The organism is Streptomyces sp. NPDC007189 (assembly GCF_040703635.1).
In the GTDB taxonomy this organism is placed as follows: Bacteria; Actinomycetota; Actinomycetes; order Streptomycetales; family Streptomycetaceae; genus Streptomyces.
Genome location: NZ_JBEYEY010000016.1, coordinates 39,977 through 54,280 on the forward strand (window position 1 = coordinate 39,977; position 14,304 = coordinate 54,280).

Here is a 14,304-nt window from a genome sequence, read left to right on the forward strand (position 1 = left end):
GCCACCGCGTCCGGCCGGCGCCGCCTTTGCGTGTCCGCCGGTACCCGCCGATAACCGCTGCCTGTTCCCTGCTGCCGGATCCTTGACCGCTGCTTCGGCCTCCGCGATGCTGTGTTGCGAAACGTGAGAGGTGTGCCGTAATAGGCAACATCTCGCCCTTCTGTGAGCCGAGGAGTGGCCATGACTCAGCAGGTCCGCGGTGTCGTCGCGCGGAGCAAGGGCGCCCCCGTCAGTCTGGAGACGATCATCGTGCCCGACCCGGGTCCGGGCGAGGCGCTGGTCAAGATCGAGGCCTGCGGGGTCTGCCACACCGATCTGCACTACCGAGAGGGCGGCATCAGCGACGACTTCCCGTTCCTGCTGGGGCACGAGGCCGCGGGCGTCGTCGAGGCGGTCGGCGAGGGGGTCACCGACGTGGCGCCCGGTGACTTCGTGATCCTCAACTGGCGTGCGGTGTGCGGGAATTGCCGGGCGTGTCTGCGCGGCCGGCCCTGGTACTGCTTCAACACGCACAACGCGAAGCAGAAGATGACCCTGGCCGACGGCACCGAACTCTCCCCGGCGCTGGGCATCGGCGCCTTCGCCGAGAAGACGCTCGTGGCGGCGGGCCAGTGCACCAAGGTCGACCGGGCCGCTTCGCCGGCCGCCGCCGGGCTGCTGGGCTGCGGGGTGATGGCCGGCATCGGCGCGGCCATCAACACCGGGAACGTCGGGCGCGGGGACTCCGTCGCCGTGATCGGCTGCGGCGGTGTCGGAGCCGCCGCGGTCGTCGGCTCGAGCCTGGCCGGGGCGGCGAAGGTCATCGCGGTGGACATCGACGACCGCAAGCTGGAGACCGCCAGGAAGCTGGGCGCCACGCACACCGTCAACTCGAAGAACACCGAGGCGGTCGACGCGATCCGCGAGCTGACCGGCGGCTTCGGCGCCGACGTCGTCATCGAGGCCGTCGGCCGCCCGGAGACGTACCGGCAGGCCTTCTACGCGCGCGACCTCGCCGGCACCGTCGTCCTGGTCGGCGTGCCCACGCCCGAGATGAAGCTCGAACTGCCCCTGCTGGACGTCTTCGGCCGCGGGGGCGCCCTGAAGTCGAGCTGGTACGGCGACTGCCTGCCCTCCCGCGACTTCCCCATGCTGATCGACCTGTATCTGCAGGGCCGTCTCGACCTGGACGCCTTCGTCACCGAGACGATCCAGCTGGACGAGGTGGAGAAGGCCTTCGAGCGGATGCACGGCGGCGACGTGCTGCGCTCGGTGGTGGTCCTCTGATGGCGGGCGCGCGCATCGAACGCCTCGTCACCAGTGGGCAGTTCACCCTCGACGGCGGCACCTGGGACGTCGAGAACAACATGTGGATCGTCGGCGACGACACCGAGGCGGTCGTCATCGACGCCGCCCATGACGCCGGGGCCATCGCCCGGGCGGTCGGCGGACGCGTGCTGCGGGCGATCGTGTGCACCCACGCGCACAACGACCACATCGACGCCGCACCCGAACTCTCCGCCCGCACCGGCGCCCCGGTCCTGCTGCACCCCGACGACCTGCCGCTGTGGAAACAGACCCATCCCGACCGGGCGCCCGACGGCGAGCTGGCCGACGGGCAGCGCCTGGCCGTCGCCGGAGTGGAGCTGACCGTGCTGCACACCCCGGGACACGCCCCGGGGGCCGTCTGCCTGCACGCCCCGCGGCTCTCCGCGCTCTTCAGCGGCGACACCCTGTTCTCCGGCGGGCCGGGGGCGACGGGACGGTCGTACAGCGACTTCCCGACCATCATCGGCTCGATCACGGAACGCCTGCTCACCCTGCCCGGGGACACCGTCGTGCACACCGGTCACGGCGACACGACCACCATCGGCGCCGAGGCGCCGCATCTTCAGGAGTGGATCGAACGCGGTCACTGACCGCCCGGCGGCACGCGGCCCTGCCCCGGTGACGGACCGAAGCGTCACGGCACCGGGGCAGGGCCGTCGCCGTCCCCGCGCACGGCCGCCGATCCACCCGCTGACCTGCGCCTTCGAAGGCGCTTCAGGCTGCCCGCACGCCGCCCGGAAAACACCCTGCGAACCGCTTCGCGCACGCCTTGACATCGCTTCAGGGCGGCCCCAGACTGACGTTGCGCTAACTGCAATCCGTTTCGCTATACGCACCGAGGTGTCATGATGATTCCCGCGTGCCGTCTCGCGGATCTGCCGCGAGGCGAGGCCCACCGGCTCGACATCGACCCGCCGGTCTCGGTGTTCCACACCGACGACGGCGAACTTTTCGCGATCGACGACACCTGCACCCACCAGGACGCGTCGCTCGCCGACGGCTGGCTGGAGGGCTGCGAGGTCGAATGCCCGCTGCACGCCTCGAAGTTCGACCTGAGGACCGGAGCCGTGGACGCACCGCCGGCCAAGCTCCCGGTCCGCACCCACGAGGTCGTCGTCGAGGACGGCGTGATCCACGTGCGGCTCTCCACCGACGCGCCCAACCTGCCGCCGTGCGTCGCCGCCCGCCTGGCCGGAGGCCCCGCGTGAGGACCGTCGCCGTGGTGGGCGCCTCGCTGGCCGGTCTGTCGGCCGCGCGCTCGCTGCGGAAGCGGGGGTACGACGGCCGGCTGGTGATCGTCGGCGACGAGCCCCACCGCCCCTACGACAGGCCGCCGTTGTCCAAGGAGTTCCTGGCCGGCGCCATCGGCGAAGCGGACCTGGCGCTGGAGACGGACGACGACGATCTGGGGGCGGAGTGGATGCTCGGCGCCCGCGCCACCGGACTGGACCGCACCGAGCGGGCCGTCCGCCTCGCCGACGGCCGTGCGATACGCGCCGACGGCGTGGTCATCGCGACCGGCGCGGCCGCCCGCACCCTGCCCGGCACCGAGGACCTGGCCGGCGTCCATGTGCTGCGCACCCTCGACGACGCCCGCGCCCTGCGGGACGACCTGGCCCGCGGCGGACGGGTGGTGGTGATCGGCGGCGGATTCGTCGGCGCCGAGGTCGCCTCGACGGCGTACGCCCTCGGCCTCGACGTCACCGTGATCGAGGCCGCCCCGACACCGCTGGCCGGACCGCTCGGCGCGGACATGGGCGCGGTCGTCTCCGCCCTCCACGCCGACCACGGTGTGCGCCTGCTGTGCGGCGTGGGCGTCAAGGGACTGAGCGGCGAGCGGCGCGTCGACGCCGTGCTGCTGGAGGACGGCCGCACCGTCGCCGCGGACATGGTCGTCGTCGGCGTCGGCGCACGCCCCTGCGTCGAGTGGCTTCAGGGATCCGGCGTCGCCCTCGACAACGGCGTGAAGTGCGGCGCCGACGGCCGCACCAGCGTGGCCGGGGTGGTCGCCGTGGGCGACTGCGCCAACTGGTACGACCCGCACACCGGGCTCCACCGCAGGGTCGAGCACTGGACCGGCGCACGGGAACGCCCGGACGCCGCCGTCGCCGCGCTGCTCGCGCACGGCGCCGTCGAGCCGGCCGCGCCCCGGCCGCCGTACTTCTGGTCCGACCAGTACGGCGTGAAGATCCAGTTCGTCGGGCACGCCGCCGGCGCCGACAGCGTGACGGTCGAGGAGGGCTCGGTCGACGACCGCAGCTTTCTGGCCGTCTACCGCAAGGACGGCCGGGAGGTCGCCGTGCTCGGCATGAACCAGCCGCGGCTGTTCACCCGCCGGCGCAAGCAGTTCGCCGCCGCCGCGGCTTGACACCACCCCGGCGCCACCCCTGCTGCGTTGCACAGCAAACGCAGTGTCGCCTCATACACAACGCTGACCGGAGTCGCTCTTCCCGGCGCGTGACCTACCGATCCACGACGTTCCCCCGAGGAGTGCACCGTGACCTCGACCAGCCTGCCGGACAGCCTGATCGCCACCCTCCCCGGCTCCGCCTACACCGACCCCGGCGTCTTCGCCCAGGAACAGGAGCACGTCTTCGAGGCGATGTGGTTCTGCGTCGCACGCGCCTGCGACCTGGCCAGGCCCGGCGCCTTCCGCACCGTGGACGTGGGCCGCGAGAGCATCCTCGTCACCCGGGCCCGGGACCACTCGATCCGTGCCTACTTCAACGTCTGCCGGCACCGCGGCGCCAGGCTGTGCACCGAGGAGACGGGCGAGGTGAAGCGGGCCTTCCAGTGCCCCTACCACGCCTGGACCTACGACCTGAACGGCAAGCTCGTCGCGGCGCCCAACCTGACCAAGATGCCCGACGTGGGCCGCACCGAGTACGGCCTGGTGAGCGTGGCCGTCCGCGAATGGCTCGGCTACGTCTGGGTGTGCCTGGCGGAGAACCCGCCCTCCTTCGAGGAGGACGTGATCGGCGCGGTGGTGGAGCGGCTCGGCGACACCGAGTCGATCGAGCGCTACGACATCCCGAACCTGTCGGTGGGCCGGCGGATCGTCTACGACGTGAAGGCGAACTGGAAGCTCATCATCGAGAACTTCATGGAGTGCTACCACTGCGCCACGATCCACCCGGAACTCACGGAGGTGCTCCCGGAGTTCGCCGACGGCTACGCGGCGCAGTACTACGTCGGCCACGGCGCGGAGTTCGGTGAGGAGATCCAGGGCTTCACCGTGGACGGCTCCGAGGGTCTCGACCGCATCCCCGGGGTCTCCGAGGACCAGGACCGCCGCTACTACGCGATCACGGTCAAGCCGCAGGTGTTCATCAACCTGGTGCCCGACCATGTGATCTTCCACCGGATGTACCCGGTGGCCGTCGACCGCACGGTCGTCGAGTGCGACTGGCTCTACCTGCCGCACGTCGTGGAGAGCGGCAAGGACGTCAGCCGCTCGGTGGAGCTGTTCGACCGGGTCAACCGCCAGGACTTCGACGCCTGCGAGCGCACCCAGCCCGGGATGAGCTCGCGGATGTACGCCAAGGGCGGCGTCCTCGTGCCCAGTGAGCACCACATCGGCGCCTTCCACGACTGGCTGAACGAGCGTCTGGGCACGCCGCGGCAGCGGTGACGCCAAGGCGGGCGCCGTCCAGGAGGGACGACCGTGGCCCGCGCGGGGGGCGTACGCGGGCCGTGCGGCGGTCGTGCGGCGGTCGCGGACGGGGCGTTCAGCCCAGGTGTCCCATCCGGTGGCTGATCTCCTCCGCGCCCTTGACCAGCAGCGGAGCCAGCTCGTGCATGCGCTCCTCGGTGAACCGGTACGCGGGCCCGGAGGCGCTGAGCGACGCGATGACCCGGCCCTCCCGGTCCCGGATCGGGGCGGCCATGGCGTGCAGGCCGATCTCCAGCTCCTCCAGTGTCCAGGCGTAACCGCGCTCCCGGGCCTCGCTGAGGTTCTTCTCCAGCTTCGCCTTCGCGGTGATCGTGTGCGGGGTCAGCTTCTTCAGGCCCGCGTCCGCGAGCAGCGCGGCGCGCTGCTTGGCCGGCAGGTGGGCCAGCATGATCTTGCCGCTGGAGGTGGCGTGCAGCGGGGTCAGCTGGCCGACCCAGTTGTGCGCGGTGATGGCGGACTGGCCGCGCACCTGGTAGAGGTTGATCGCATAGTGCTCCTGCATCACGGCGATGTTGACCGTCTCGCCGATCTCCTCCGCCAGCCGCTCGCACACCGCGCGGCCCTGCTGGGTGATGTCGATGCGTCCCGTGACGGCGCCCGCCAGGCGTACGATGCCGAAGCCGAGCGCGTACTTGCCCCGCTCGCCCGCCTGCTCCACCAGGCCGCGCGCCTCCAGGGCGCCGAGCAGGCGGAACGCGGTCGACTTGTGCACATCGATCTCGGCGGCCACCTCGCTCACACCGGCCTCACCGCGCTGGGCCAGGATCTCCAGCACGCTGATGGCCCGGTCGACGGACTGCACTCCGCCGGGCGGTGAACCTTGCGTTTCCGTATCCGGACTGTAGTTGCTCATAGCGGAACTATACGCGCAGTAAACAACACCTCTGCAAGTAACGCGGCGTGCACAAAGATCTTACAAGTTGCGTTGTTCGCAACCTGGTGCGTATAGCGGCACCCGTACTAGCATGCCCCGCACATCACAAGGCGCGAGCGAGACGAGGCACCATGGCTCCCTTGCAGTACGACTTCGTCATCGTCGGCGGTGGATCGGCCGGCAGCGCACTGGCCAACCGGCTGTCGGCCGATCCCGCCAACCGGGTGCTGGTCCTGGAGGCGGGCCGCTCCGACTATCCCTGGGACGTCTTCATCCACATGCCCGCCGCGCTGACCTACCCCATAGGCAGCCGCTTCTACGACTGGAAGTACGAGTCCGAGCCCGAGCCCCACATGGGCGGCCGGCGCATCTACCACGCCCGCGGCAAGGTGCTCGGCGGCTCCAGCAGCATCAACGGCATGATCTTCCAGCGCGGCAACCCCATGGACTACGAGCGCTGGGCGGCCGGCCCCGGCATGGAGACCTGGGACTACGCCCACTGTCTGCCGTACTTCCGCCGCATGGAGAACTGCCTGGCCGCCGACCCCGACGACGAGTTCCGCGGCCACGACGGCCCCCTCGTCCTGGAGCGCGGCCCGGCCACCAACCCGCTGTTCACCGCCTTCCTCAAGGCCACCCAGGAGGCCGGTTACGCACCGACCGACGACGTCAACGGCTACCGGCAGGAAGGATTCGCCAAGTTCGACCGCAACGTCCACCGCGGCCGCCGCCTTTCCGCCTCCAAGGCCTACCTCCGCCCCGCGATGAACCGGCCGAACCTCACCGTGAAGACGCGCACCCTGGTCACCCGGGTGCTCTTCGAGGGCAAGCGGGCCGTCGGCGTCGAGTACCGGCGCGGCAGGGGCGCCGTCCAGCAGGTCCGCGCCGGCGAGGTCATCCTGTGCGGCGGCGCCATCAACTCCCCGCAGCTGCTGCAGCTCTCCGGCGTCGGCAACGCCGCCGAACTGTCCGCCCTCGGCATCGACCCCGTGCACGACCTGCCGGGTGTCGGCGAGAACATGCAGGACCACCTGGAGGTGTACGTCCAGTACGCCTGCACGCAGCCCGTCTCCATGCAGCCGTACATGGCGAAGTGGCGCGCCCCCCTGATCGGGCTGCAGTGGCTGTTCCGCAAGGGCCCCGCGGCCACCAACCACTTCGAGGCCGGCGGCTTCGCCCGCAGCAACGAGGACGTGGAGTATCCCAACCTGATGTTCCACTTCCTGCCGGTCGCCGTCCGCTACGACGGCTCCTCGCCCGCCGGCGGCCACGGCTACCAGGTGCATGTCGGGCCCATGTACTCGGACGCCATCGGCTCGGTGAAGATCAAGAGCCGGGACCCGCGGGTGAAGCCCGCCCTGCGCTTCAACTACCTGTCCACCGAACAGGACCGCCGGGAGTGGGTGGAGGCGATCCGGGTGGCGCGCAGGATCCTCAACCAGCCCGCCCTCGCCCCCTACAACGGCGGCGAGGTCTCGCCCGGACCGTCCGTCGAGACCGACGAGGAGATCCTCGCCTGGGTCGCCAAGGAGGGCGAGACCGCCCTGCACCCCTCCTGCACCTGCAAGATGGGCACCGACGAGATGTCCGTCGTCGACCCGCTGACCATGCGGGTGCACGGACTGGACGGGCTGCGCGTGGTGGACGCCTCGGTGATGCCCTATGTCACCAACGGCAACATCTACGCACCGGTGATGATGATCGCCGAGAAGGCGGCCGACCTCATCCTGGGCAACGAGCCGCTGCCGCCGTCCAAGGCCGCCTACTACCGGCACCGCGACGCCCAGAAACAGGCCGGCTGAACCATGGGCGCCCAGGCCCTGCGGACGCTCCTCACCCGCGTCCGCTACGAGGTGCTGCCGGCGAAGGCCACCGAGGAGAAGGTCCTCGCCCATGTCCCGCGCGAGGTCGTGGTCACGGTCACGGCGTCGCCGGCCAAGGGACTGGAGCCGACGCTGCTGCTCACCGAGCGGCTCGCGGCGCACGGGTACCGCGTCGTCCCGCACGTCCCCGCCCGGCTGCTGCGGGACGACGCGCACCTGAAGGACGTCGCCGAACGGCTGCGCACGGCAGGCGTCAGGGACGTCTTCGTCCCGGCCGGCGACGCCGATCCGCCGGCCGGGCCGTACCACGGCGCCCTGCCGGTGCTGCGCGCGCTCGCCGACCTGGGCAGCCCCTTCGCCGACCTCGGCATCACCGGTTATCCGGAGAGCCATCCGCTCATCCACGACGACATCACCATCCAGTCGATGTGGGACAAGCGGACACACGCCACCTACATCGTCAGCAACCTGTGCTTCGACGCGCGCGTGCTCGGCGACTGGCTCGCCCGGATCCGGCGCCGCGACGTCACGCTGCCCGTGCACCTGGGCGTCGCCGGGCCCGTGCAGCGGGCGAAGCTGCTGTCGATGGCGACGAAGATCGGGGTGGGGGAGTCGACGCGCTTCCTCACCCGGCACCCCTCCTGGTTCCTGCGGTTCGCGGCGCCCGGGGGATACGCGCCCGAGCGCCTGCTCACCCGCGGCGCACCGGCGTTCACCGATCCCGCCGCCGGGGTGGCAGGACTGCACCTGTTCACCTTCAACCAGATTGCCGAGACGGAGCGTTGGCGCCGTGCGGCACTGGACCGCCTGGCCGGCTGATGCGGGCCGGGGGAAACACGACCGGGGGCGGCGAAATCGAGACATGCCGACCTCTTGACGGGCGTCAGCCCGTTCCGCAAAGGTGTTCCACCACAAGCAATTCGATGCACAATGCGCAACGAATTCCGCTCGAAGGGCGCAGCGCGTGGCAGATCTGTATGTGGACGGAGAATGGCGCGCCCCAGTGGCCGGCGGCCACCGGGAGATCCGCTGTCCGGCCGACGGCACCCTGGTCGCCACGGTCTCCGAGGCGACCCGCCCCGACACCGAGGCGGCGATCACAGCGGCTCGGCGCGCCTTCGACGACGGACCCTGGCCGCGGACCCCCGAGCGCGAGCGCGGCGCACTGCTGCTGCGCACCGCCGGCATCATCGAGCGCGACGCCAAGGAATTCGCCCGCGCCGAGTCCCTCGACACCGGCAAGCGGCTGGTGGAGAGCGAGTACGACATCGCCGACGTCGTCTCCTGCTTCCGCTACTACGGCGGCATCGCGGGCACCAGCGCCGGCCGGGTGGTCGACACCGGACGCGACGACGCACTGAGCCGCGTCACCTATGAGCCGGTCGGCGTCTGCGGACTGATCACCCCCTGGAACTACCCACTGCTGCAGGCCAGTTGGAAGATCGCCCCGGCCCTGCTCGCGGGCAATACGGTCGTCCTCAAGCCCAGCGAGCTGACGCCCTCCACCTCGATCCTGCTGATGAAGGCCCTCGAGGAGGCAGGGCTCCCGGGCGGCGCGGCCAACCTGGTGCTCGGCGCCGGGGCCGAGGCGGGCGCGCCGCTCGCCGAGCACCCGGCCGTCGACATGGTGTCGTTCACCGGAGGACTGCACACCGGGCGGCACATCATGGCCACCGCCGCGGCGACGGTGAAGAAGGTCGCCCTCGAACTCGGCGGCAAGAACCCCAACGTGGTCTTCGCCGACGCCGACTTCGAAACGGCCGTCGACTTCGCGCTCACCGCCGTCTTCCTGCACTCCGGGCAGGTCTGCTCGGCCGGCGCCCGCCTGATCGTCGAGGACGCGATCCACGACGCCTTCGTCGACGAGGTCGTACGCCGCGCCCGGCGGATCCGGCTCGGCGGCCCCTTCGACGCGGAGGCCGAGACCGGGCCGCTGATCTCCGCACAGCACCGGGAGAAGGTCGAGGCGTACGTCGCCGCCGGCCTCGCCGAGGGCGCCGTCCTGCGCTGCGGCGGCGCCCGCCCCGACGACCCGGCGCTGGCGCACGGCTTCTACTACCCGCCGACCGTCCTGGACGAGTGCCGGCAGGACATGCGGGTGGTGCACGAGGAGTCCTTCGGACCCGTGCTCACCGTCGAGCGCTTCCACGACGAGGACGACGCCGTCCGCATCGCCAACGACACGGAGTACGGCCTCGCCGGGGCCGTCTGGACCCAGGACGCGGGCAGGGCCCAGCGGGTGGCCCGCGCGCTGCGCCACGGCACCGTGTGGATCAACGACTACCACCCCTATGTACCGCAGGCGGAATGGGGCGGCTTCGGACACTCGGGCGTGGGCCGTGAGCTGGGACCGGCCGGCCTCGACGAGTACCGGGAGCCCAAGCACGTCTGGCAGAACATCCAACCCCGGCCGCAGCACTGGTTCCGCGGCTGACCGCCAAGAGAGGCCCGATCATGACCCCAGCCCAGACCGAGGTGTCGCGGCCGAGCGACACGTCCCAGGAGCCCCAGGCGCGTACGCCGGTCATCTCCGTGCGCCGGCTGTGGAAGGTGTTCGGACCCAAGGCCGACGAGGTGCCGGGCTCCGAGGAGCTGTGCGGGCTCAGCCGCCGCGAGCTGATGGACCGCACCGGCTGCACCGCCGCCGTACGGGATGTCAGCTTCGACGTGTCGCCCGGCGAGGTCTTCGTCGTCATGGGCCTGTCCGGCTCCGGCAAGTCCACCCTGGTGCGATGTCTGACCCGGCTGATCGAACCCACCGCCGGAGAGGTCGTCTTCGAGGGCGAGGACATCCGCGACGCCGACGCCCGGCGCCTGCGCGAGCTGCGGCGCAGCAAGTTCTCCATGGTCTTCCAGCACTTCGGCCTGCTGCCGCACCGCAGGGTCGTCGACAACGTGGCGTTCGGCCTGGAGATACGGGGCATGGGCAAGGCCGAGCGCACCAGGAAGGCCCTGGAGGTCGTCGAGCTGGTGGGCCTGGCCGGATACGAGAACTCCTACCCCGACCAGCTCTCCGGCGGCATGCAGCAGCGCGTCGGCCTCGCCCGCGCCCTCGCCGGCGACCCCGACGTCCTCTTCTTCGACGAGCCGTTCTCCGCGCTCGACCCGCTGATCCGCCGTGACATGCAGAGCGAGGTCATCCGGCTGCACCACGAGGTCGGCAAGACCATGGTCTTCATCACCCACGACCTGTCCGAGGCGCTGAAGCTGGGCGACCGCATCCTCATCATGCGGGACGGCAAGACGGTCCAGTGCGGCACCGGCGACGAACTCGTCGGCGCCCCCGCCGACGACTACGTACGGGACTTCGTCAAGGACGTGCCGCGCGGCGACGTCCTCACCCTGCGCTGGATCATGCGCCCCGCCGAGCCCGGCGACGCCCTGGACGGACCCGAGCTGGGGCCGGACGTCGTGGTGCGCGAGGCCACCCGCGCGGTGCTCGCCGCCGAGAAGCCCGTCAAGGTCGTGGAGAACGGCAAGCTGCTCGGCATCGTCGGCGACGAGGAGATCCTCTCCGTCGTCGCCGGGCAGGAAGGCGGTGCGTGATGGCCGTCGTCGCCGACGCGACCGCGCCGGTCGCGACGCTACGTGACAAGGTCAGCCGCCCCATGGTGGTGGCGGCCGTCCTGCTCGCCTGGCTGGTGCTCTTCGCCGTACTGCGCGGCCGGCAGACCCTGGCCCTCGCGGCGGCCGACCTCACCGGTCTGCACCGGTGGCTGAACGACCTCAACGACAGCATCGGGGCCAACCGCAACTCCAACCCGCTCTTCCTGTACTTCTTCAACGAGATCCGGCTGGCCATCGACAACCTGGTCACCTTCGTCCAGTCCCTGATCTCCCAGCCCACCGGCGCCCGCCCGGTGCCGCAGATCGGCTGGCTCGGCGTCGTCGGACTCACCGGCTACGTCTCCTGGGCCGTGGGCAACTGGCGGGTGGCACTGCTGGCGGTCGCGGGCTTCACCTTCTTCGGGCTCCAGGGCCTGTGGCAGCAGAGCATGGACACCCTCGCGCTGACCGTGTCGGCGGTCCTCGTGGCGCTGCTCATCGGCATCCCGCTGGGCGTGTGGGCGGGGCTCTCCGACCGGTTCAACCGGATCATGACGCCCTTCCTGGACTTCATGCAGACGATGCCGACCTTCGTCTACCTCGCCCCGCTGACCCTGATCTTCCTCATCGGCGGAGCCTCCGCCGTGATCACCACCGTCATCTACGCGGCACCGCCCGCCATCCGCATCACCGCGCACGCCATCCGCTCGGTGCCGAAGACCACCGTCGAGGCGGCCGACTCGCTCGGCACCACACGGTCGCAGCAGCTGCTGAAGGTGCTGCTGCCGATGTCCCGGCGCACGGTGGTCATGGGCGTCAACCAGACCATCATGGCCGCGCTGGCCATGGTGACCATCGCCGCTCTGATCGACGCGCCCGGCCTCGGCAAGACCGTCGTCCAGGCCCTGCAGTCGCTCGACGTCGGTACGGCGTTCAACGCCGGGCTCGCCATCGTCGTCATGGCCATCGTGCTCGACCGGGTCACCACCGCGGCGGCCGCGCGCACCGAGACCCGCCGCACGGGCGGCCGGCTCCTGAAGTGGCGCCGGCCGCTGCTGGTGGCGGGCGGCGCAGGGGCCGCCGTCCTGGTGTACCTGTCCCACACCTACGTCTGGGCGGCCGAGTTCCCGGGCAACGGCAGCACGGGCAGCCACATCGCGAGCGCGGCCGACACCACGACCACCTGGCTGCAGGACCATCTGTCGGGGATCACCAACGCTGTGCGGAACGTCATCACCAACGGTCTGCTCAACCCGTTCCAGACGCTGCTCACCGACTCCCCGTGGTGGCTGGTCGGCATCACCCTGGTCGCGCTCGGCGCGGTGCTCGGCGGATGGCGCGCCGCGGCGACGGCCGCGGTGTGCGTCGGGCTGCTGGTCGGCACGGGTGTGTGGTCCGACGGCATGACGACACTGGCCTCCACCGCCGTCGCCACGGTCCTGGTGATGCTGTTCGGTGTCGTCTTCGGCGTGTGGATGGGCCGCAGCCGGCTGGTGGACCGGCTGGTGCGGCCCACTCTGGACGCCGCGCAGGTCATGCCGCCGTTCGTCTATCTCGTGCCGTTCCTGGCCCTGTTCGGCGCCACCCGGTTCACCGCGATCGTCGCGGCCGTCGTGTACGCGGCGCCCGTCGCCATCAAGATCATCGCGGATGGTGTGCGGAACGTGTCCGAGTCCACCGTGGAGGCGGCCACCTCCTCCGGGTGCAACACCTGGCAGATCATCACCAAGGTCCAGCTGCCGATGGCACGCAGCGCGCTGACCCTCGCCACCAACCAGGGTCTGATCTATGTGCTGTCGATGGTTGTGGTGGGCGGCCTGGTAGGGGCAGGCGCCCTCGGCTACGACGTCGTGGCCGGTTTCTCGCAGGGAGAGCTGTACGGCAAGGGGCTGGCGGCGGGGCTCGCCATCGTACTGCTCGGAGTCATGTTCGACCGGATCACGCAGGCTGCGGCGCGACGCACCAGGGCATAAGGAGCACGACACCATGGCACATCACTGGCGGGCCGGCGCGGCCGCACTGGCCGTCCTCGGCCTCACCCTCACGGCCTGCTCGGGGGCGAAGGTCGGCGACAGCACCTCGGCCGGCGCGAAGTCCTCGGGCGGCAAGTGCGGCACCTTCAACCTCGCCGTCAACCCGTGGGTCGGCTACGAGGCGGACGCGGCGGTCGTCGCGTACGTGGCGCAGCACGACCTCGGTTGCACGGTCAACAAGAAGGACCTGAAGGAGGAGATCGCCTGGCAGGGCTTCGGGACCGGCGAGGTGGACGCCGTCCTGGAGAACTGGGGCCACGACGACCTGAAGAAGAAGTACATCACCGAGCAGAAGACCGCGGTGGAAGCGGGATCGACGGGCAACAAGGGCGTGATCGGCTGGTTCGTGCCGCCGTGGCTGGCCAAGGCCCACCCGGACATCACCGACTGGAAGAACCTCGACAAGTACGCCGACAAGTTCAGGACCTCCGAGTCGGGCGGCAAGGGCCAGCTCCTCGACGGCGACCCGTCGTACGTCACCAACGACGCGGCGCTGGTGAAGAACCTGAAGCTCAACTTCAAGGTGGTGTACGCGGGCAGCGAGACCGCGCTCATCCAGGCCTACCGGACGGCCGAGAAGAACAAGCAATGGGTGATCGGCTACTTCTACGAGCCCCAGTGGTTCATGTCCGAGGTGCCGCTGGTCAAGGTCGACCTGCCGAAGTACACGACGGGGTGTGACGCCGACGCCGCGAAGATCGCCTGCGACTATCCGGTCTACGACCTGGACAAGATCGTCAGCGCGCGGTTCGCCAAGTCGGGCAGCCCCGCCTACCAGCTGGTGAAGAACTTCCACTGGACCAACGACGACCAGAACACCGTGGCCAGGTACATCGCGGTGGACAAGATGTCGGACGACGCGGCGGCCAAGAAGTGGGTCGACACCCACCGCGACAAGGTCGACGCCTGGCTGAAGTAGCACGGGGTCGCAACAGGCCGGCGAGGACGCCCGGCGGGCGGTGCGCAGCTGCGCGCACCGCCCGCCGGGCGTTGCCGTTCCCGGGCCCGTTCACCGGGCTGTTTTCCGACGTCACCGACCCCTTGACA

At 70.6% G+C, this 14,304-nt stretch carries 12 protein-coding genes; 11 read left to right on the plus strand and 1 reads right to left on the minus strand.

Translation table 11 applies throughout. The features are described from left to right. Positions 1–180 precede the first annotated feature (180 nt). The 5 genes from AB0950_RS29050 (at position 181) to AB0950_RS29070 (ending at position 4,939) form a co-directional block, all read left to right on the plus strand. Positions 181–1,266 carry an S-(hydroxymethyl)mycothiol dehydrogenase gene (locus AB0950_RS29050; RefSeq protein ID WP_360569806.1) on the plus strand — a complete coding sequence of 362 codons (1,086 nt, stop codon included), beginning with the start codon at positions 181–183 and terminating at the stop codon, positions 1,264–1,266. Next, entirely contained in the window at positions 1,266–1,898 is a 633-nt protein-coding gene (locus AB0950_RS29055) for an MBL fold metallo-hydrolase (protein WP_366779744.1), read from the plus strand. Before AB0950_RS29050 ends, AB0950_RS29055 begins: the two co-directional genes overlap by 1 nt. Positions 1,899–2,153: 255 nt before the next feature. Then, a complete protein-coding gene (locus AB0950_RS29060) occupies positions 2,154–2,516 on the plus strand; it encodes a bifunctional 3-phenylpropionate/cinnamic acid dioxygenase ferredoxin subunit (RefSeq protein ID WP_360151472.1) in 363 nt (120 codons plus the stop codon). Continuing rightward, on the plus strand, positions 2,513–3,676 hold the full coding sequence (locus AB0950_RS29065) for an FAD-dependent oxidoreductase (RefSeq protein WP_366779745.1): 1,164 nt from the start codon (positions 2,513–2,515) through the stop codon (positions 3,674–3,676). The genes AB0950_RS29060 and AB0950_RS29065 overlap by 4 nt, the downstream gene beginning before the upstream one ends. A gap of 129 nt (positions 3,677–3,805) precedes the next feature. Next, on the plus strand, positions 3,806–4,939 hold the full coding sequence (locus AB0950_RS29070; protein ID WP_366779746.1) for an aromatic ring-hydroxylating dioxygenase subunit alpha: 1,134 nt from the start codon (positions 3,806–3,808) through the stop codon (positions 4,937–4,939). A gap of 97 nt (positions 4,940–5,036) precedes the next feature. On the opposite strand, the gene AB0950_RS29075 is transcribed toward AB0950_RS29070, so the two are convergent. Next, positions 5,037–5,834 (minus strand): IclR family transcriptional regulator, encoded by a 798-nt coding sequence (locus tag AB0950_RS29075; protein ID WP_360151481.1) that lies wholly within the window; start codon positions 5,832–5,834, stop codon positions 5,037–5,039. A gap of 152 nt (positions 5,835–5,986) precedes the next feature. Here AB0950_RS29075 and betA point away from each other — a divergent pair, with 152 nt between their 5' ends. The 6 genes from betA to AB0950_RS29105 all read left to right on the plus strand — a co-directional run bounded on the left by betA (position 5,987) and on the right by AB0950_RS29105 (position 14,176). Beyond that, positions 5,987–7,657 (plus strand): choline dehydrogenase, encoded by a 1,671-nt coding sequence (betA, locus tag AB0950_RS29080; RefSeq protein WP_360151484.1) that lies wholly within the window; start codon positions 5,987–5,989, stop codon positions 7,655–7,657. A gap of 3 nt (positions 7,658–7,660) precedes the next feature. Further along, positions 7,661–8,497, plus strand: coding sequence for a 5,10-methylenetetrahydrofolate reductase (locus AB0950_RS29085; RefSeq protein WP_360151487.1), 837 nt, complete (start codon positions 7,661–7,663; stop codon positions 8,495–8,497). 145 nt (positions 8,498–8,642) lie between these two features. Next, a complete protein-coding gene (locus tag AB0950_RS29090) occupies positions 8,643–10,112 on the plus strand; it encodes an aldehyde dehydrogenase family protein (protein WP_360151490.1) in 1,470 nt (489 codons plus the stop codon). A 20-nt stretch (positions 10,113–10,132) separates the two neighbouring features. Then, positions 10,133–11,224 (plus strand): glycine betaine/L-proline ABC transporter ATP-binding protein, encoded by a 1,092-nt coding sequence (locus tag AB0950_RS29095; protein ID WP_360151493.1) that lies wholly within the window; start codon positions 10,133–10,135, stop codon positions 11,222–11,224. Then, on the plus strand, positions 11,224–13,197 hold the full coding sequence (locus AB0950_RS29100; protein WP_366779747.1) for an ABC transporter permease subunit: 1,974 nt from the start codon (positions 11,224–11,226) through the stop codon (positions 13,195–13,197). Before AB0950_RS29095 ends, AB0950_RS29100 begins: the two co-directional genes overlap by 1 nt. Positions 13,198–13,210: 13 nt before the next feature. Further along, a complete protein-coding gene (locus AB0950_RS29105) occupies positions 13,211–14,176 on the plus strand; it encodes an ABC transporter substrate-binding protein (protein WP_360151499.1) in 966 nt (321 codons plus the stop codon). The last annotated feature ends 128 nt before the right edge of the window (positions 14,177–14,304 follow it).

Coding starts and splice junctions, on each gene's coding strand:
- AB0950_RS29050 (WP_360569806.1), top strand. CDS start 181: ATGACTCAGCAGGTCCGCGGTGTCGTCGCGCGGAGCAAGGGCGCCCCC.
- AB0950_RS29055 (WP_366779744.1), top strand. CDS start 1,266: ATGGCGGGCGCGCGCATCGAACGCCTCGTCACCAGTGGGCAGTTCACC.
- AB0950_RS29060 (WP_360151472.1), top strand. CDS start 2,154: ATGATGATTCCCGCGTGCCGTCTCGCGGATCTGCCGCGAGGCGAGGCC.
- AB0950_RS29075 (WP_360151481.1), bottom strand. CDS start 5,834: ATGAGCAACTACAGTCCGGATACGGAAACGCAAGGTTCACCGCCCGGC.
- betA (WP_360151484.1), top strand. CDS start 5,987: ATGGCTCCCTTGCAGTACGACTTCGTCATCGTCGGCGGTGGATCGGCC.
- AB0950_RS29085 (WP_360151487.1), top strand. CDS start 7,661: ATGGGCGCCCAGGCCCTGCGGACGCTCCTCACCCGCGTCCGCTACGAG.
- AB0950_RS29095 (WP_360151493.1), top strand. CDS start 10,133: ATGACCCCAGCCCAGACCGAGGTGTCGCGGCCGAGCGACACGTCCCAG.
- AB0950_RS29100 (WP_366779747.1), top strand. CDS start 11,224: ATGGCCGTCGTCGCCGACGCGACCGCGCCGGTCGCGACGCTACGTGAC.
- AB0950_RS29105 (WP_360151499.1), top strand. CDS start 13,211: ATGGCACATCACTGGCGGGCCGGCGCGGCCGCACTGGCCGTCCTCGGC.